18 protein-coding genes are annotated in these 16,210 nt (G+C 71.5%); 7 read left to right on the top strand and 11 right to left on the bottom strand.

Annotation, left to right across the window (positions count from 1 at the left end; all coding sequences use genetic code 11):
• Window positions 1–139: 139 nt before the first annotated feature.
• From ACFVU3_RS24475 to ACFVU3_RS24460, 4 genes are all read right to left on the bottom strand, one after another.
• On the bottom strand, window positions 140–658 hold the full coding sequence (locus ACFVU3_RS24475; RefSeq protein ID WP_390069271.1) for a SixA phosphatase family protein: 519 nt from the start codon (window positions 656–658) through the stop codon (window positions 140–142).
• A gap of 35 nt (window positions 659–693) precedes the next feature.
• Window positions 694–897 carry a hypothetical protein gene (locus ACFVU3_RS24470; protein ID WP_390069269.1) on the bottom strand — a complete coding sequence of 68 codons (204 nt, stop codon included), beginning with the start codon at window positions 895–897 and terminating at the stop codon, window positions 694–696.
• 189 nt (window positions 898–1,086) lie between these two features.
• Window positions 1,087–1,203, bottom strand: a complete 117-nt coding sequence (locus tag ACFVU3_RS24465) for an SGM_5486 family transporter-associated protein (protein WP_268254990.1) — start codon at window positions 1,201–1,203, stop codon at window positions 1,087–1,089.
• Between the two features lie 17 nt (window positions 1,204–1,220).
• Window positions 1,221–2,531 (bottom strand): CynX/NimT family MFS transporter, encoded by a 1,311-nt coding sequence (locus tag ACFVU3_RS24460; protein WP_390069267.1) that lies wholly within the window; start codon window positions 2,529–2,531, stop codon window positions 1,221–1,223.
• Window positions 2,532–2,611: 80 nt separating this feature from the next.
• Here ACFVU3_RS24460 and ACFVU3_RS24455 point away from each other — a divergent pair, with 80 nt between their 5' ends.
• Window positions 2,612–3,322, top strand: a complete 711-nt coding sequence (locus tag ACFVU3_RS24455; protein WP_390069265.1) for a FadR/GntR family transcriptional regulator — start codon at window positions 2,612–2,614, stop codon at window positions 3,320–3,322.
• Here ACFVU3_RS24455 and ACFVU3_RS24450 read toward each other — a convergent pair.
• The 3 genes from ACFVU3_RS24450 to fabG all read right to left on the bottom strand — a co-directional run bounded on the left by ACFVU3_RS24450 (window position 3,261) and on the right by fabG (window position 5,347).
• Entirely contained in the window at window positions 3,261–3,677 is a 417-nt protein-coding gene (locus ACFVU3_RS24450; RefSeq protein ID WP_390069263.1) for a hypothetical protein, read from the bottom strand. The genes ACFVU3_RS24455 and ACFVU3_RS24450 overlap by 62 nt on opposite strands.
• Window positions 3,678–3,846: 169 nt before the next feature.
• Window positions 3,847–4,623 (bottom strand): enoyl-ACP reductase FabI, encoded by a 777-nt coding sequence (gene fabI / locus ACFVU3_RS24445; protein WP_390069261.1) that lies wholly within the window; start codon window positions 4,621–4,623, stop codon window positions 3,847–3,849.
• A gap of 4 nt (window positions 4,624–4,627) precedes the next feature.
• Window positions 4,628–5,347 carry a 3-oxoacyl-[acyl-carrier-protein] reductase gene (gene fabG, locus ACFVU3_RS24440; RefSeq protein WP_390069259.1) on the bottom strand — a complete coding sequence of 240 codons (720 nt, stop codon included), beginning with the start codon at window positions 5,345–5,347 and terminating at the stop codon, window positions 4,628–4,630.
• Between the two features lie 205 nt (window positions 5,348–5,552).
• Here fabG and ACFVU3_RS24435 point away from each other — a divergent pair, with 205 nt between their 5' ends.
• The 3 genes from ACFVU3_RS24435 (at window position 5,553) to tyrS (ending at window position 9,863) form a co-directional block, all read left to right on the top strand.
• On the top strand, window positions 5,553–7,064 hold the full coding sequence (locus ACFVU3_RS24435) for a TldD/PmbA family protein (RefSeq protein ID WP_390069310.1): 1,512 nt from the start codon (window positions 5,553–5,555) through the stop codon (window positions 7,062–7,064).
• Window positions 7,065–7,155: 91 nt separating this feature from the next.
• Window positions 7,156–8,547 (top strand): metallopeptidase TldD-related protein, encoded by a 1,392-nt coding sequence (locus ACFVU3_RS24430; RefSeq protein ID WP_390069257.1) that lies wholly within the window; start codon window positions 7,156–7,158, stop codon window positions 8,545–8,547.
• A 50-nt stretch (window positions 8,548–8,597) separates the two neighbouring features.
• Window positions 8,598–9,863, top strand: coding sequence for a tyrosine--tRNA ligase (gene tyrS, locus ACFVU3_RS24425; RefSeq protein WP_390069255.1), 1,266 nt, complete (start codon window positions 8,598–8,600; stop codon window positions 9,861–9,863).
• A gap of 100 nt (window positions 9,864–9,963) precedes the next feature.
• Here the strand turns inward: tyrS and ACFVU3_RS24420 are convergent, their stop codons facing one another.
• Entirely contained in the window at window positions 9,964–10,239 is a 276-nt protein-coding gene (locus ACFVU3_RS24420) for a GlsB/YeaQ/YmgE family stress response membrane protein (protein ID WP_031002952.1), read from the bottom strand.
• Between the two features lie 169 nt (window positions 10,240–10,408).
• On the opposite strand from ACFVU3_RS24420, the gene ACFVU3_RS24415 reads away from it, so the two are divergent.
• Together ACFVU3_RS24415 and ACFVU3_RS24410 are read left to right on the top strand one after the other, a co-directional pair.
• Window positions 10,409–10,753: a DUF3099 domain-containing protein gene (locus ACFVU3_RS24415; RefSeq protein WP_390069308.1), complete on the top strand. Its 345-nt coding sequence runs from the start codon at window positions 10,409–10,411 to the stop codon at window positions 10,751–10,753.
• 228 nt (window positions 10,754–10,981) lie between these two features.
• Window positions 10,982–11,200, top strand: coding sequence for a hypothetical protein (locus ACFVU3_RS24410; RefSeq protein ID WP_390069253.1), 219 nt, complete (start codon window positions 10,982–10,984; stop codon window positions 11,198–11,200).
• Here the strand turns inward: ACFVU3_RS24410 and moaA are convergent.
• From moaA to ACFVU3_RS24395, 3 genes are all read right to left on the bottom strand, one after another.
• The gene (moaA, locus tag ACFVU3_RS24405) at window positions 11,183–12,172 is read right to left on the bottom strand and encodes a GTP 3',8-cyclase MoaA (protein ID WP_390069251.1); all 990 of its coding nucleotides are present in this window, start codon (window positions 12,170–12,172) and stop codon (window positions 11,183–11,185) included. The genes ACFVU3_RS24410 and moaA overlap by 18 nt on opposite strands.
• 186 nt (window positions 12,173–12,358) lie before the next feature.
• Window positions 12,359–14,011 (bottom strand): cation acetate symporter, encoded by a 1,653-nt coding sequence (locus ACFVU3_RS24400; RefSeq protein WP_390069249.1) that lies wholly within the window; start codon window positions 14,009–14,011, stop codon window positions 12,359–12,361.
• Window positions 14,008–14,382 (bottom strand): DUF485 domain-containing protein, encoded by a 375-nt coding sequence (locus ACFVU3_RS24395; protein WP_390069247.1) that lies wholly within the window; start codon window positions 14,380–14,382, stop codon window positions 14,008–14,010. Before ACFVU3_RS24395 ends, ACFVU3_RS24400 begins: the two co-directional genes overlap by 4 nt.
• 275 nt (window positions 14,383–14,657) lie before the next feature.
• On the opposite strand from ACFVU3_RS24395, the gene ACFVU3_RS24390 reads away from it, so the two are divergent.
• The gene (locus tag ACFVU3_RS24390) at window positions 14,658–16,202 is read left to right on the top strand and encodes a S8 family serine peptidase (protein WP_390069245.1); all 1,545 of its coding nucleotides are present in this window, start codon (window positions 14,658–14,660) and stop codon (window positions 16,200–16,202) included.
• Window positions 16,203–16,210 lie beyond the last annotated feature (8 nt).

Here is a 16,210-nt window from a genome sequence, read left to right as displayed (position 1 = left end):
GGACGGCCGGGCCCCTTCGCCTACGGGCTCCCGCGGGTGGGACGCCGGCCCGCGGGCGCGCTCCCGGGGCGAGGGTGCCGGTCCCGGTGCGCTCGTGGTCCCCGGCGGCCGGTCCCGGTGCGCTCGTGGTCCCCGGAGGTCAGTCGTGCGGGGTCCAGAAGTCGGCGAGGCGGGCGACGCCGTGCTCGACGGACTTCCAGGTGCCGGTGAAGGTGAGGACGGCGTAGGCCGAGGTCGGGTAGCCGCTGCGGTTCATCCGGGCGTGGGCGTCTCCCTCGGCGTCGCCGGCGAGGGCGTCGGCCAGGGCGTGCATGCCGGGGTTGTGGCCGATGACGAGGACGTCGTCCACGTCCTCCGGGACCTCGTTGAGGAGGGCGATGAGCTCGCCGAGGGACGCCTCGTAGATCCGCTCCTCGTAGACCGTCCTCGGCCGCTCGGGCAGCTCGTGGACGGCGAGCTTCCACGTCTCACGGGTGCGGGCGGCGGTCGAGCAGAGGGCCAGGTCGAAGTGGATGCCGGACTGGGCGAGCCGGCGGCCCGCCACGGGTGCGTCCTTGCGGCCGCGCTCGGCGAGCGGGCGCTCGTGGTCGGTCTCCTGGCCCCAGTCTGCCTTCGCGTGCCGGAGCAGCACGATCCTGCGGGTTGATTCGACGCTCATGGTCCACAGCTTGGCACGGATCGGCCCGTCCTGACTCAGAGAGCGAGGGTTTGACCGATCAGCTGGACGACCCGGCCGATCCCGGCGTCCCCGCTCGTCGCAGCGGCCTCACCGGGCCCGGTGACCAGCAGCAGGAGGGCGGTGAAGGCGGCCACCGGGAGCGCCAGCGCCCACCAGGGCAGCCGGGTGTCGACGCCGGCCGGCGTGGTCCGCTCGCCGGTGCGGGTGAGGGCCGCCATGACCGCCTCCGTGAGGGATGCCCCCGGGACGCGGTCCTCGGGGGAGGTGGGTGCCGCGGAACCGCGGCGTGTCTCCACCGTAGGGAGCGCGGGGGCCGTGGCCCATCCGGTGATCCACCTACTCGCCCCTGAGTCTTTCCCCTAGGGGATGCGGGGGTTGTCCCCACCCCCGGCCGGGGGTGGGCGGGGTCAGGGGGAGGCGATCGAGGCGATGACGGCGATGACGACCGTGATGCCGAGCATCGCGCCGAGCACGAGGAGCAGCTTCTTCTGGCCGCCCTGGGGATTGGGTTCGAGAACGGGCATGGGCCCAGTCTCGCATCTCAGGATTCGTCTTCGATCGTCCGGTCCCGTCCGGCGAGCGATCCCACGATCATCTGCGGCACCATCAGCCCGCCCATGAGGGCGATCGGCACGCCCCAGCCGCCGCTGTGCTGGTAGAGCACGCCGACGAGGAGGGGGCCGGGGATCGAGATGAGGTAGCCGACGCACTGGGCGAAGGCGGAGAGGCGGACGACGCCGGCGCCGGTGCGCGAGCGCATGCCGATCATGGTGAGGGCGAGCGGGAAGGAGCAGTTGGAGATGCCGAGGAGCACGGCCCAGACCCAGGCGCCGGCGGCCGGGGCGAGGAGGAGGCCGGTGTAGCCGACGAGTCCGCAGGTGCCGAGGGCGACGACGATCGGTCCCTGGTGGCGCATCCGGGTGGCGAGGCGCGGGATGACGAAGGCGAGCGGGACGCCCATGACCATGGTGACCGCGAGGAGGACGCCCGCGGTGGAGGCGGGGACGCCGGCGTCGCGGAAGATCTGCGGCATCCAGCCCATGGTGATGTAGGCGCCGGTGGCCTGGAGGCCGAAGAAGCAGGCGAGGGCCCAGGCGGTGCGGCTGCGGTACATCGGGCGGGGCGCGGTGGCGGCGGGCGCGGACGGGGCCGCGGGGGTGCCGGGAGCGGCGCCCCGCTCCGTACGGGCGGCGCCGGTGCGGTCCTTGACGAGCGGCAGCCAGGGCAGGACGGCGAGGGCGGCGAGCACGGCCCAGACGCCGAGGCCGAGGCGCCAGTCGCCGCCGAGGGCGTCGGTCATCGGGACGGTGACGGCGGCGGCGAGCGAGGTGCCGAGGGCGAGGGCCATGGAGTACAGGCCGGTCATGCTGCCGATGCGGTCGGGGAAGTACCGCTTGACGATCACCGGCATGAGGACGTTGCTGACGGCGATGCCCATGAGGGCGAGGGCGCTGGCGGCGAGGAAGGCGGCGGTGCCGGTCGCGAAGGGGCGCAGCAGCAGGCCGGCGAAGATCGCGGCCATGCCGGCGCAGACGACGGCGGCGGGGCCGAAGCGGCGGGCCAGGCGGGGGGCGGTGATGCCGAAGATCGCGAAGCAGAGCGGCGGCACGGAGGTGAGGACGCCGGCGACGGTGCCGCTCATGTGGAGGCCGGCGCTGACCTCTTCGAGGAGGGCGCCGAGGCTGGTGATCGCGGGGCGCAGGTTGAGCGCGGCGAGGACCAGTCCGACGGAGACGAGGCCGAGGGTCCAGCGGGCGGTGCGGGCGCCGGCCGGGGCGGGGGCGGGGTGCTCCGGGGCGGGGGCCGGCCGGGTGGCGGCGGCGGGGTCGAGGGTCTTCGGCTCGTCTGACATAGAACCATCATAGAATCATGGGATGATCGGTTGTCCAATCCCGGACGACCACGATCCCCCTTCCGGAAGGCGAGTCCTCCATGGCCCTCGGGCACCCACGGCGCACCGGTCTGACCGACCAGGTGATCGCCGAGCTGCGGAACCAGATCACGTCCGGCGAGTGGCCGGTCGGCTCGCGGATCCCGACCGAGCCCGAGCTGGTCGAGCAGCTGGGCGTGGCCCGGAACACGGTCCGCGAGGCGGTCCGCGCCCTCGCCCACAACGGGCTGCTCGACATCCGGCAGGGCTCCGGCACCTATGTGGCGGCGACGAGCGAGCTGGCCGGGGTGATGCACCGGCGGTTCGCGGACTCCGATCCGCGCCATGTGGCGGAGCTGCGCTCCACGCTGGAGTCGGCCGCCGCGCGGTTCGCGGCGCGGCGCCGCTCGGAGCGGGACCTGAAGCAGCTGGACGCGCTGCTCGTCCGGCGCGAGGAGGCGTGGGGGTCGGGGGACGCGGAGCGGTTCGTGACGGCGGACGCGGCCTTCCACCACGCGGTCGTCGCGGCCTCCGGCAACGACGTGCTGACGGAGCTCTACGCAGACCTGGGCGATCTCCTGCGCGCGTGGCTGCGCGGCGACGTGGGGCAGGTGCTGCGGCCGGAGAACCACATGGACCACGCGCGCCTGGTGGACGCGATCAGGGCCGGGGACGCGGAGCGGGCGGCGGAGGAGGCGGCCGGCTATCCGTTCATGTGCCTGGGCGCGGCGAAGGAGCCGCGGGAGGAGCAGGGTCCGCCGGTTCGTGGGTGACCCACGCGGAGCGGACCTCCTTCCAGCAGCGGGCCGTGACGGTCGCGTGATCGGCGGGGGCCACGTCCACGGGGGCGCTGTCGGTGTCCAGGTCCCACCAGGGGTCGCACTCGACGTGGAGCCGTATCCGGTCGGTCTCCGGGTACGGGTTCCGGCAGTGGGCGGTCACCCGGGTGCCCTCGACGACCGTGTGGCAGGAGGCGCCGAAGTCCTCCGGCCCGTCGGCGGCCGGGACGGTCACGGCGGGCTCCTCGGCGGGGGCGGGGGCCGCGTGGACCTCCGCGGCGACGGCGGTTCCGAGAAGCAGGGCGGCGACCGAGGCGTAGGCGGCGAAGCCGCGGTGGAGCGCGCGCATGCCCGTACCTCCTCCCCGTGAGTAGTCGGAACGACACGCTTCGACCAGTCTGCGGTGATCCGCCCGACTTTTCGAGTCGGGGGTGGTGAGGCCCGGAAACGGCCGGGGCCGGACGCGCCGTCCCCCGGAGGGAAGCGCGTCCGGCCCTGGTCGGAACGGTGCGGAGCGGTCAGGCGCCGATCGCGTGCAGGCCGCCGTCGACGTGGACGATCTCGCCCGTGGTCTTCGGGAACCAGTCGGAGAGCAGCGCGACGATGGCGCGGCCGGCCGGCTCCGGGTCGGAGAGGTCCCACTCCAGCGGGGAGCGGCTGTCCCAGACGCTCGCCAGCTCGGAGAAGCCCGGGATGGACTTGGCGGCCATGGAGCCGAGCGGACCGGCGGAGACCAGGTTGCAGCGGATGTTCTGCTTGCCCAGGTCGCGGGCCATGTAGCGGTTGGTCGCTTCCAGGGCGGCCTTGGCCGGGCCCATCCAGTCGTACTGCGGCCAGGCGAACTTCGCGTCGAAGGTGAGGCCGACGACCGAGCCGCCCTCGCTCAGCAGCGGCAGCAGCGCCATCGTCAGCGACTTCAGGGAGAAGGCCGAGACGTGCATGGCGGTGGAGACCGACTCGAACGGCGTGTTCAGGAAGTTGCCGCCGAGGGCGTCCTGCGGGGCGAAGCCGATGGAGTGCACGACACCGTCGATGCGGTCGCCGAGGTGCTCGCGCACCTGGCCCTCCAGGCGGGCGAGGTGCTCGTCGTTGGAGACGTCGAGCTCCAGGACCTTGACGGCCTCGGGGCGGGGGAGCTTCTTGGCGATGCGCTCGGTGAGCGTCGGCCGGGGCCAGGCGGTGAGGATGATCTCCGCACCCTGCTCCTGGGCCAGCTTCGCGGCGTGGAAGGCGATGGAGGACTCCATCAGCACACCGGTGATCAGGATGCGCTTGCCTTCGAGGATTCCGCTCATGTGATCAGTGACCCATGCCCAATCCGCCGTCAACCGGAATGACGGCTCCAGTGATGTACGAGGCGTCGTCGGAGGCGAGGAACCTCACGGCCGCGGCAATCTCCGTGGGCTGCGCGTAGCGGCCGAGCGGGACCTGGGACACGATGCCCGCGCGCTGCTCGTCGGTGAGCACGGCGGTCATGTCGGTGTCGACGAAGCCGGGCGCGACGACGTTGAAGGTGATGTTCCGCGAGCCGAGCTCACGGGCGAGGGAACGGGCGAAACCGACCAGGCCGGCCTTGGAGGCGGCGTAGTTGGCCTGGCCCGCGGAGCCCAGCAGACCGACGACCGAGGAGATCAGGACGACGCGGCCCTTCTTGGCGCGGAGCATGCCGCGGTTGGCCCGCTTCACGACGCGGAAGGTGCCGGTGAGGTTGGTGTCGAGGACGGACGTGAAGTCCTCCTCGGACATGCGCATGAGGAGCTGGTCCTTCGTCACGCCCGCGTTGGCCACGAGGACCTCGACCGGGCCGTGCTTCTCCTCGATCTCCTTGTACGCCTGCTCCACCTGCTCGCCGTCGGTGATGTCGCACCGCACGGCGAGGCAGCCCAGTTCGGCGAGCTCGGCCGGCGGCTCGCCCGAGCGGTAGGTGTACGCGACCTTGTCGCCCGCCTCGGCGAACGCGCGGGCGATGGCGAGGCCGATGCCCCGGTTTCCTCCGGTGACGAGAACCGAGCGGCTCAACGGATCACCCTTTCGATCGGCGGTCTGGTACTGGAAACCTATCGGCCCGTTCCGCGATCCGCGGAATCGGGCCCCGACAGTGGCTCACGGATGTCGCTGTCGGATCCCTACAGAAATCCCTGGGCATCCCGGCCCAAAGCGCGACATGATCGGGACGACCGGTGTCACACGACAGGAGACAGCTGTGCCAACTGGGGCCCATTCCATCGATCCGGCCTTCACGGCCCTGCCGCTGAGGGCGCTCGCCGACGCGGCGCTCGCGCGGGCGCGGGCGCTCGGCGCCGAGCACGCCGACTTCCGCCTCGAAAGGGTCCGCAGCGCCGCCTGGCGCCTGCGGGACGCCAAACCGGCGGGTTCGTCGGACACCACCGACCTCGGGTACGCGGTGCGGGTGGTGCACGGCGGGGCCTGGGGCTTCGCCTCCGGGGTCGATCTGACCATGGACGGGGCCGCCCGGGTCGCCTCGCAGGCCGTGGCCATGGCCCAGCTGTCGGCGCAGGTGATCGCCGCGGCCGGCTCGGACGAGCGGGTCGAGCTGGCGCCGGAGCCGGTGCACGCCGACAAGGTGTGGATCTCCTCGTACGAGATCGACCCGTTCTCCGTCCCCGCCGAGGAGAAGAGCGCGCTGCTCGCCGACTGGTCGGCGCGGCTGCTGCGGGCCGACGGGGTGGCGCACGTGGACGCCTCCCTGCTCACGGTCTTCGAGAACAAGTTCTACGCGGACACGGCGGGCACCGTCACCACCCAGCAGCGGGTGCGGCTCCACCCGCAGCTCACGGCGACCGCCGTGGACGGCACGACGGGCGAGTTCGACTCGATGCGGACGATCGCGCCGCCGGTCGGCCGGGGCTGGGAGTACCTGACCGGGACCGGCTGGGACTGGGACAAGGAGCTGGAGGAGATCCCGGAGCTGCTCGCGGAGAAGATGCGGGCGCCGAGCGTCGAGGCCGGCCGGTACGACCTGGTCGTCGACCCGTCCAACCTGTGGCTGACGATCCACGAGTCCATCGGCCACGCCACCGAGCTGGACCGGGCGCTGGGCTACGAGGCGGCCTACGCGGGCACCTCCTTCGCCACCTTCGACCAGCTGGGCAAGCTGGCGTACGGCTCCACGGTGATGAACGTGACGGGCGACCGCACGGCCGAGCACGGGCTCGCGACCGTCGGGTACGACGACGAGGGCGTCGAGGCGCAGTCCTGGGACCTGGTGAAGGACGGCACGCTCACCGGCTACCAGCTGGACCGGCGGATCGCGAAGCTCACCGGCCTCGGGCGGTCCAACGGCTGCGCGTTCGCGGACTCCCCCGCGCACGTGCCGGTGCAGCGGATGGCGAACGTGTCGCTCCAGCCCGACCCGGGCGGCCTGTCGACCGAGGACCTGATCGGCGGCGTGGAGCGGGGCATCTACGTGGTCGGCGACCGGTCCTGGTCGATCGACATGCAGCGGTACAACTTCCAGTTCACCGGCCAGCGCTTCTTCCGCATCGAGAACGGCCGGCTGGCCGGGCAGCTGCGGGACGTGGCGTACCAGGCGACCACCACCGACTTCTGGGGCTCGATGGAGAAGGTCGGCGGCCCGCAGACCTACGTCCTCGGCGGCGCCTTCAACTGCGGCAAGGCCCAGCCGGGCCAGGTCGCGGCCGTCTCGCACGGCTGCCCCTCCGCCCTCTTCCGGGGCGTCAACATCCTGAACACCACGCAGGAGGCCGGTCGATGACCGCGACCATGACGGACGGGACCCTCCGCTGGGGGTCCGGGGGTCGTCCCCCGGGAAAGCACAGTCCGAACACCACGCAGGAGGCCGGTCGATGAGCCGCGTCAGCAAGCCGTACGAGATCGTCGAGCGGGCGCTGGAGCTGTCCCGGGCGGACGGTTGTGTCGTCATCGCGGACGAGGAGTCCTCGGCCAACCTGCGCTGGGCGGGCAACGCGCTCACCACGAACGGCGTGACCCGGGGCCGTACCCTCACCGTGATCGCCACCGTGGACGGCGCCGAGGGCACCGCCTCCGGGGTCGTCTCCCGCTCCGCGGTGACCGCGGAGGACCTGGAGCCGCTGGTCCGGGCCGCCGAGGCCGCGGCGCGGGCGGCCGGGCCGGCCGAGGACGCGCAGCCGCTGGTGGAGGGCGTGCCCTCCTCCCCCGACTTCACCGACGCGCCCGCCGAGACCTCCTCCGCCGTCTTCGCCGACTTCGCGCCGGCGCTCGGCGAGGCGTTCGCCCGCGCGCGGGCCGGCGGCCGGGAGCTGTACGGCTTCGCCAACCACGAGCTGACCTCCACCTACCTGGGGACCTCGACCGGGCTACGGCTCCGGCACGACCAGCCCAACGGCACCCTGGAGCTCAACGCCAAGTCACCGGATCGCGCCCGCTCCGCCTGGGCCGGGCGCTCCACCCGGGACTTCAAGGACGTGGACCCGGCGGCGCTCGACGCCGAGCTGGCCGTCCGTCTCGGCTGGGCCGAGCGGAGGATCGAGCTGCCGGCCGGGCGGTACGAGACGCTGCTGCCGCCGACCGCCGTGGCCGACCTGCTGATCTACCAGCTGTGGTCCTCGGCGGCCCGGGACGCGGTGGAGGGCCGCACGGTCTTCTCCCGGCCCGGCGGCGGCACCCGGCTCGGGGAGACCCTCTCCCCGCTGCCGCTGACCCTGCGCAGCGACCCGAACGAGCCGGGCCTGGAGTCCGCGCCCTTCGTGATCGCGCACACCTCCGGCGACGACGAGTCGGTCTTCGACAACGGCCTGCCGGTCGCCCCGGTGGAGTGGATGCGGGCCGGCGCGCTCGACCGCCTCATCACCACCCGGCACACGGCGGGCCTCACCGGCCTGCCGATGGCGCCCGGGGCGGGGAACCTGATCCTGGACGGGGGCGGCGACCGCTCCCTGGAGGAGATGGTGGCCGCCACCGAGCGGGGGCTGCTGCTGACCTGCCTCTGGTACATCCGCGAGGTGGACCCGGCGACGCTGCTGCTCACCGGTCTGACCCGGGACGGCGTCTACCTCGTCGAGAACGGCGAGGTGGTCGGCGAGGTCAACAACTTCCGGTTCAACGAGTCGCCGGTGGACCTGCTGTCGCGAGCCACCGAGGCGGGCCGGACGGAGCGGACCCTGCCGCGCGAGTGGAGCGACTGGTTCACCCGGGCCGCGATGCCCGCGCTGCGGGTGCCCGACTTCAACATGAGCTCGGTCAGCCAGGGCGTCTGACCCGCCTAGACTGGGCTGTCACCCGTAACTATCCAAGGAGACTGACGACCGTGACGGACATCGTCGACGAGCTGAAGTGGCGTGGGCTCTTCGCCCAGTCCACCGACGAGGACGCCCTGCGCAAGGCTCTCGCGGACGGTCCCGTCACGTTCTATTGCGGTTTCGACCCGACCGCGGCCAGCCTCCACGTCGGTCACCTGGTCCAGGTGCTCACCGTCCGCCGGCTCCAGCAGGCCGGGCACCGGCCGCTGGCGCTGGTCGGCGGGGCCACCGGCCAGATCGGTGACCCCCGTCCGACCGCCGAGCGCACCCTGAACGACCCGGAGACGGTCGCGAACTGGGTGAACCGGCTGCGTTCCCAGATCGAGCCCTTCCTCTCCTTCGAGGGGGAGAACGCGGCGGTCATGGTGAACAACCTGGACTGGACCGCCGGCCTGTCGGCGATCGAGTTCCTGCGGGACATCGGCAAGCACTTCCGGGTCAACAAGATGCTGACCAAGGACTCCGTGGCCCGCCGCCTGGAGTCCGAGCAGGGCATCAGCTACACCGAGTTCAGCTACCAGCTGCTCCAGGGCATGGACTTCCTGGAGCTGTACCGGCGCTACGGCTGCACGCTCCAGCAGGGCGGCTCCGACCAGTGGGGCAACCTGGTGGCCGGCCTCGACCTGATCCACAAGCTGGAGCCGGGCGCCGAGGCGCACGCGCTGGCGACCCCGCTGATGGTCAAGGCGGACGGCACCAAGTTCGGCAAGACCGAGGGCGGCGCCGTCTGGCTCGACCCGGAGATGACCACGCCGTACGCGTTCTACCAGTTCTGGCTGAACGTGGACGACCGGGACATCTCCACCTACATGCGGATCCTCTCCTTCAGGTCCCGCGAGGAGCTGGAGGAGCTGGAGGCGCAGACCGCCGAGCGTCCGCAGGCGCGGGCCGCGCAGCGGGCGCTCGCCGAGGAGCTCACCACGCTGGTGCACGGCGCGGACCAGTGCCGCGCGGTCATCGAGGCGTCGAAGGCGCTGTTCGGGCAGGGCGACCTGGCCGAGCTGGACGAGCGGACGCTGGCCGCGGCGCTCTCCGAGCTGCCGCACGCGCGGGTGACCGAGCTGGGCCAGGTCGTGGACCTGTTCGCCGAGGTCGGCCTGGTGGCGAGCAAGTCGGCCGCGCGGCGCACGGTGAAGGAGGGCGGCGCCTACGTGAACAACGTGAAGGTGACCGCCGAGGACGCCGTCGTCGAGGCCGGCGAGCTGCTGCACGGCCGGTGGCTGGTGCTGCGGCGCGGCAAGAAGAACCTGGCGGCGATCGAGTACGCCGGCTAGGCCGGCAGGATCCGAAAGAGACGGCCTGGGCCGTTCCTCACACAGCCGGGAGGCCCGGTACGGCGAGCGCCGTACCGGGCCTCCCGGCTGTGCGGACCGGTCAGGCGCGCTGCCGGTTGCCCTTGATCGAGGCCCAGAGCATGTCGCCGACGCCGACCACGAGCACGGCGCCGATGAGCTGGAGCAGGTGACGGGTCCAGTCGATGCCCTTGGTGTCCTCGACGCCGATCCAGCCGGCGACCGCGTTGCCCAGGACGCTGCCCAGAATGCCGAAGATCGTCGTCAGCCACAGCGGGATCTGCTGCTTCCCGGGCAGGATCGCCTTGGCGATCAGGCCCAGGACGAAACCGACGATGATCGCCCACAACCAACTCATAGTCGCCTCCTCGTGCGCATGTGGCCCCAGTCTCGACCCGTCGGCCATACGGCGCATGTCGGACGCCTCCGTACGTGCCCCGCTCTCGTCGGCCGGAGCCGCTGGGCGTACGGTGGTCCGAGGTCCGGAACGGGGAGAGTCCGGCGTGAGCGGCGGGTGGTGGAACGCGATGCGGAAGCGAGGCGGACCCGAGGTCTTCCGGATCACCGGGGCCCGGCAGGGGCTCGCGGACGACGTCCGGGGCAGGCAGCGGCGCTACATCATCTCGATGTCGGTCCGGACGCTCTCCGTGATCGCGGCCGCGGTGCTGTGGAACGTGGAACGGCACGTGGCGGTCGTGGCCCTGGCCCTCGGCGTGCTGCTGCCGTACATCGCCGTGGTGATCGCGAACGCGGGGCGGGAGAACGCCCCCTCGCTCCCGTCGGCGTATCTGACGACGCCGGTGCGGCCGGCGCTCGGTGCGGCCGAGGGCGCGGCGGAATCCGGAGCGGAACGTCCGTACGGACACGCCTGATCCGGCCCGGCCCTCCCCCCGTCACACACCGTGGCGGAAAACCGCCGGGAACCTCAAGAAAAGCTCAGATCAATCATGAAGTTCCGGTGCACCGCACCCAGGGTGCCGTGACATACTGCGTACGCGCTCCGCATCCCCCGTCGGAGCGACGGACCGATGCCGGGCAGCTCCCCCCGTGGCTGCTCGGCATCGCCCTTGCTGGACAATGGTCCGGTGATCAATGGTCCCGTGAGTGACGAGAAGCCGATCTGCTCCGCGAAGGGCTGCCGGGCCGGCGCCGTCTGGGTGCTCGCCTGGAACAACCCCAAGCTGCACACGCCGGAGCGGCGCAAGACCTGGCTCGCCTGCGAGGAACACCGTGAGCACCTCTCCCAGTTCCTGGGCGTGCGGGGATTCCTGAAGGACGTCGTGCCGTTCGCGGAGTGGGACTCAGCCGCCGATGGCTGACATCGGGCGGTCGGGCTGAAGGAAGCTCGGGTCGTCCAGGCCGGAGCCGGCCTTCTTCCCCCACATCGCCTTCTTCCACAGCTCCGCGACGTCCGCGTCGGGGGCGTCCGAGCGGAGCGCGGCCCGCAGGTCGGTCTCCTCGGTGGCGAAGAGGCAGGTGCGGATCTGCCCGTCGGCGGTGAGCCGGGTGCGGTCGCAGGCCCGGCAGAACGGGCGGGTGACGGAGGCGATGACGCCGACCGTGTGGGGGCCGCCGTCGACCACCCAGCGCTCGGCCGGGGCGGAGCCGCGCTCGTCGGCGCCCTCGGCGGTGAGCGTGAAGCGGGTGCGGAGGGACTCCAGGATGTCCCCGGCGGTGATCATGCCGTCGCGCTTCCAGCCGTGCTGGGCGTCGAGCGGCATCTGCTCGATGAAGCGGAGCTCGTACCCCTGCTCCATCGCCCAGGCGAGCAGGTCGGGGGCCTCGTCCTCGTTGAGCCCCGGCATCAGGACCGCGTTGACCTTCACCGGGGTGAGGCCGGCGTCCCGGGCCGCGGCCATGCCGTCGAGGACGTCGTGGTGGCGGTCGCGGCGGGTGAGGGTCTTGAAGACCTCGGGGCGCAGGGTGTCGAGCGAGACGTTGACCCGGTCGAGTCCCGCCGCCTTCAGGGCGGTGGCGGTGCGCTTGAGCCCGATGCCGTTGGTGGTGAGGGACATGCGGGGGCGGGGCTCCAGGGCGGCGCAGCGCTCGACGATCCCGACGAGGCCGGGGCGGAGCAGCGGCTCGCCGCCGGTGAAGCGGACCTCGGTGACGCCGAGGTCGGTCACGGCGATGCGGATCAGCCGGACGATCTCGTCGTCGGTGAGGAGGTCGGGCTTGGCCAGCCACTGCAGGCCCTCTTCGGGCATGCAGTAGGTGCAGCGCAGATTGCACCGGTCCGTGAGGGAAACGCGCAGGTCAGTGGCGACTCGGCCATATGTGTCGAGGAGCACCGGTCCCCCTCCCCTTCTCCAGGCTTCCGCAGGATTCTTCGGGTCCTGCCTCTCGTTCGAGCCTACGTGACCGCTCGGACATCGGGCACGGGCCGATTGTCACGAGGACGGCACCGGCCGCGTCGTAGAACTCTACGACGCGGCCGGTGGATCACCGCGGAACGTATACGGCCGGCTGCGGAGCGGTCAGTGCTCGACCGCGGCGGCGGTGCCGACGCCGGTGAGGGACTTGACCTCCAGCTCGGCGTACTTGCCCTTGTCGGGCTCCTCCTTGGAGAGGAGGGAGCCGAGCCAGCCGAGGAGGAAGCCGAGCGGGATGGAGACCAGGCCCGGGTTCTCCAGCGGGAACCAGTGGAAGTCGACGCCCTTGAACATGGAGTTCGGCCCGCCGGAGACGACCGGCGAGAAGAGGACGAGGACGACGGAGGAGATCAGGCCGCCGTAGATCGACCAGAGCGCGCCCTGGGTGGTGAACCGCTTCCAGAAGAGCGAGTAGAGGATCGTCGGCAGGTTGGCGGAGGCGGCGACCGCGAAGGCGAGGGCGACCAGGCCGGCGACGTTGAGGTCGCGGGCGAGGGCGCCGAGCCCGATGGAGACGATGCCGATGAAGACGGTGGACCAGCGGGCGGCCCGCATCTCCTGCTTCTCGGTGGCCTGGCCGCGCTTGATCACGTTGGCGTAGATGTCGTGCGCGAAGGACGAGGAGGAGGCGAGGGTCAGACCGGCGACGACGGCCAGGATGGTGGCGAAGGCGACGGCCGAGATGACGGCGAGGAGGATCGCGCCCGCGGTGGAGTCGGCGCCGCCGCCGACCTCCAGGGCGGTGAGCGGGGCCGCGGTGTTGCCGGCCTTGTTGGAGGAGGTGATGGTCTCGGGGCTCAGCAGGGCGGCGGCGCCGAAGCCGAGGACGATCGTCATCAGGTAGAAGGCGCCGATGATGCCGATGGCCCAGTTGACCGACTTCCGGGCCGCCTTGGCGGTCGGCACCGTGTAGAAGCGGATCAGGATGTGCGGCAGCCCGGCGGTGCCGAGGACGAGGGCGATGCCGAGGGAGAGGAAGTCGAGCTTCGAGATCTCGGTGACGCCGTACTTGAGGCCGGGCTCCAGGAACGCCTCGCCCTTGCCGCTGTTGGTGGCGGCGGCGCCGAGCAGGTCGGAGAGGTTGAAGTCGAACTTCAGCAGGATGAGGAAGGTGATGAGGAGGGTGCCCGCGATCAGGAGCACCGCCTTCACCATCTGCACCCAGGTGGTGCCCTTCATGCCGCCGATGGTCACGTAGACGATCATCAGGACGCCGACCAGGGCGACGATCGCGATCTTGCCGCCGTCGCTGGTGATGCCGAGGAGCAGCGAGACGAGGACGCCGGCGCCGGCCATCTGGGCGAGCAGGTAGAAGATCGAGACGACGATGGTGGAGGTGCCCGCCGCGGTGCGGACCGGGCGCTGGCGCATCCGGTAGGCGAGGACGTCGCCCATGGTGAAGCGGCCCGAGTTGCGCAGCGGTTCGGCGACCAGGAGCAGGGCGACGAGCCAGGCGACGAGGAAGCCGATGGAGTAGAGGAAGCCGTCGTAGCCGTAGAGGGCGATGGCTCCGCTGATGCCGAGGAAGGACGCGGCGGACATGTAGTCGCCGGAGATGGCGAGGCCGTTCTGGAAGCCGGTGAACTGGCCGCCGCCGGCGTAGAAGTCGGCGGCGCTGCGGGTCTGCCGGCCGGCCCAGACGGTGATGCCGAGGGTGGCGACGACGAAGGCGCCGAAGAGGGCGATGATCAGCGGCCGGTGCTCGGTCGTGGCGCTGTCGGCGGCCAGCAGGAGGGGGAGGGAGGCGGGGGTGCTCATGCGTCGCCCTCCATACGGGCCTTGATGGCCTCGCCCTTGGGGTCGAGGCGGAGGGCGGCGTGGCGGGAGTAGAGCCAGGCGATGAGGAAGGTGGTGGCGAACTGGCCGAGGCCCAGGACGAGCGCCATGTTGATGTTGCCGAAGAGGCGGATCCCCATGAAGCCGCCCGCGTAGTTGGAGAGCAGGACGTAGAGCAGGTACCAGGTGATGAAGGCGATCGTCAGGGGGAAGGCGAAGGAGCGGTAGGTGCGGCGGAGCTCGCCGAACTCCTCGCTCTGCTGGACCTCGACGAACTGCTCCGTGGTGGGCCGGGCGGGACCGGGGGCGGTCTCGGTGCCCTTTCTCGGCGGCGGCGGTGCTTCGGTAGCCACGGAATCTCCTCGTGACGCGGGGACGGACGGCATGGTCAAGGGGGCCTCACCTGGGGGTGCGGGAAGCGGGGCGCCTGCTGGAGCCCCTCCCCTGCTCAACGGCACGGAGCCCGGTGCGAAGTGGTTCAGCGGAGTGGATTTCTTCGCGGGAATCTTCATGAAGTCTTCTCAACTCATTGATGAGCAGGGAAGATCAGCGATAGCTTCACTCGTCATGCACCTGCCCGCGCGCAACCCCGCGCGCGCGCAGTACATACGGATGATGTGGAGAACCCATGGCTCATCTGGGATCGAGGCGCGGCCGAGTACTCGCTCTGCCTGCTGGTCTCGCGCTCACCGCTTCGCTCGGCTTCCTTCCCTCCGGCGCCGCCTCCGCCGCGGAACTGAGCGATGCTCCGGCGGCCGCCACCGTCGCGGCGACGGGCGAGAAGCTCTCGTACGTCGTCAACATCGAGGGTGGTCGCTGGACCGCCTCCTCGGTGAAGAAGGCGATAGCCGCCGCCGGCGGCGAGGTCGTCATCGCGTACGACCAGATAGGCGTGATAGTCGTCCATTCGCAGAACCCCGCGTTCGCGGAGACGATCCGCAAGGCGCGCGGCGTGGTGTCCGCGGGTGCCACCCGTGGAGCCCCGCTCTCCGTCCAGACCGACACCTCCGTCGGCTCCGGCGCCGAGGAGCTGACCGCGGCGGAGGCCACGGCCGCCGCCGCGACCGCCTCGGACGAGCAGGACCCGCTGGAGCCGCTGCAGTGGGACCTCCCGGCCATCAAGGCGGACAAGGCCCACCAGAAGACCCTCGGCAGCAGCAAGGTCACGGTCGGCGTCATCGACACCGGTGTGGACGACACCCACCCGGACCTGGCGCCGAACTTCGACGCCAAGGCTTCCGCCAACTGCGTCACCGGCAAGCCGGACACCACCCCCGGTTCGTGGCGTCCCAACCCGGGCGAGTCGGACCACGGCACCCACGTGGCCGGCACGATCGCCGCCGCGAAGAACGGCGTCGGCATCACCGGTGTCGCCCCGGGCGTGAAGGTCTCCGGCATCAAGGTGTCCACCCCGGACGGCTTCTTCTACACCGAGGCCGTGGTCTGCGGCTTCGTGTGGGCGGCCGAGCACGGCGTCGACGTCACGAACAACAGCTACTACACCGACCCGTGGATGTTCGCCTGCAAGACCGACGAGGACCAGAAGGCCCTCGTCGAGGCGGTCACCCGGGCGTCCCGGTACGCGGAGAAGAAGGGCGCGGTCAACGTGGCCGCGGCCGGCAACTCCAAGTTCGACCTCGCCGCCGACGAGATCCTGGACAACTCCAGCCCGAACGACACCACGCCGGGCGACCGGGTCATCGACCCGAGCGTCTGCGTCGACTTCCCGGCCCAGCTGCCGGGCGTCGTGACGGTCTCCGCGACCGGTGCCAAGGACCTGAAGGCGTCCTACTCGAACTACGGTCTCGGTGTCGTCGACATCGCCGCCCCCGGTGGTGACCGTACCGAGTACCAGACCCCGGACGCCCCGGCGGTCAACGGCCGCATCCTGTCGACCACGGTCAACGGCGGCTACAACTACAAGGCCGGTACGTCGATGGCGTCGCCGCACGCCGCCGGTGTGCTCGCGCTGCTGAAGTCGACGCACCCGAAGGCGAGCCCGGCCGCGCTGAAGGCGCTGCTGTACGCGCAGGCCGACGAGCGCTCCTGCACCAACCCGTACGACATCGAGGGCGACGGCAAGATCGACGCCGTCTGCGAGGGTGGCAAGCAGAAGAACGGCTTCTACGGAGCCGGTGTCGTGGACGCGCTGGACGCCGTCCGCAAGTGGTGACGCCCTAA

Source organism: Streptomyces sp. NPDC058052, assembly GCF_042885515.1.
Lineage (GTDB): Bacteria > Actinomycetota > Actinomycetes > Streptomycetales > Streptomycetaceae > Streptomyces.
Note: the sequence above shows the minus strand (reverse complement) of the source record. Positions and strands in the feature narration are given on the sequence as shown.

Bases quoted from the DNA above. Each gene is read 5' to 3' on its own strand.
- ACFVU3_RS24475 (WP_390069271.1), bottom strand. From the start codon at position 658: ATGAGCGTCGAATCAACCCGCAGGATCGTGCTGCTCCGGCACGCGAAG.
- ACFVU3_RS24470 (WP_390069269.1), bottom strand. From the start codon at position 897: ATGGCGGCCCTCACCCGCACCGGCGAGCGGACCACGCCGGCCGGCGTC.
- ACFVU3_RS24465 (WP_268254990.1), bottom strand. From the start codon at position 1,203: ATGCCCGTTCTCGAACCCAATCCCCAGGGCGGCCAGAAGAAGCTGCTC.
- ACFVU3_RS24460 (WP_390069267.1), bottom strand. From the start codon at position 2,531: ATGTCAGACGAGCCGAAGACCCTCGACCCCGCCGCCGCCACCCGGCCG.
- ACFVU3_RS24455 (WP_390069265.1), top strand. From the start codon at position 2,612: ATGGCCCTCGGGCACCCACGGCGCACCGGTCTGACCGACCAGGTGATC.
- ACFVU3_RS24450 (WP_390069263.1), bottom strand. From the start codon at position 3,677: ATGCGCGCGCTCCACCGCGGCTTCGCCGCCTACGCCTCGGTCGCCGCC.
- fabI (WP_390069261.1), bottom strand. From the start codon at position 4,623: ATGAGCGGAATCCTCGAAGGCAAGCGCATCCTGATCACCGGTGTGCTG.
- ACFVU3_RS24430 (WP_390069257.1), top strand. From the start codon at position 7,156: ATGAGCCGCGTCAGCAAGCCGTACGAGATCGTCGAGCGGGCGCTGGAG.
- ACFVU3_RS24420 (WP_031002952.1), bottom strand. From the start codon at position 10,239: ATGAGTTGGTTGTGGGCGATCATCGTCGGTTTCGTCCTGGGCCTGATC.
- ACFVU3_RS24415 (WP_390069308.1), top strand. From the start codon at position 10,409: ATGCGGAAGCGAGGCGGACCCGAGGTCTTCCGGATCACCGGGGCCCGG.
- ACFVU3_RS24400 (WP_390069249.1), bottom strand. From the start codon at position 14,011: ATGAGCACCCCCGCCTCCCTCCCCCTCCTGCTGGCCGCCGACAGCGCC.
- ACFVU3_RS24390 (WP_390069245.1), top strand. From the start codon at position 14,658: ATGGCTCATCTGGGATCGAGGCGCGGCCGAGTACTCGCTCTGCCTGCT.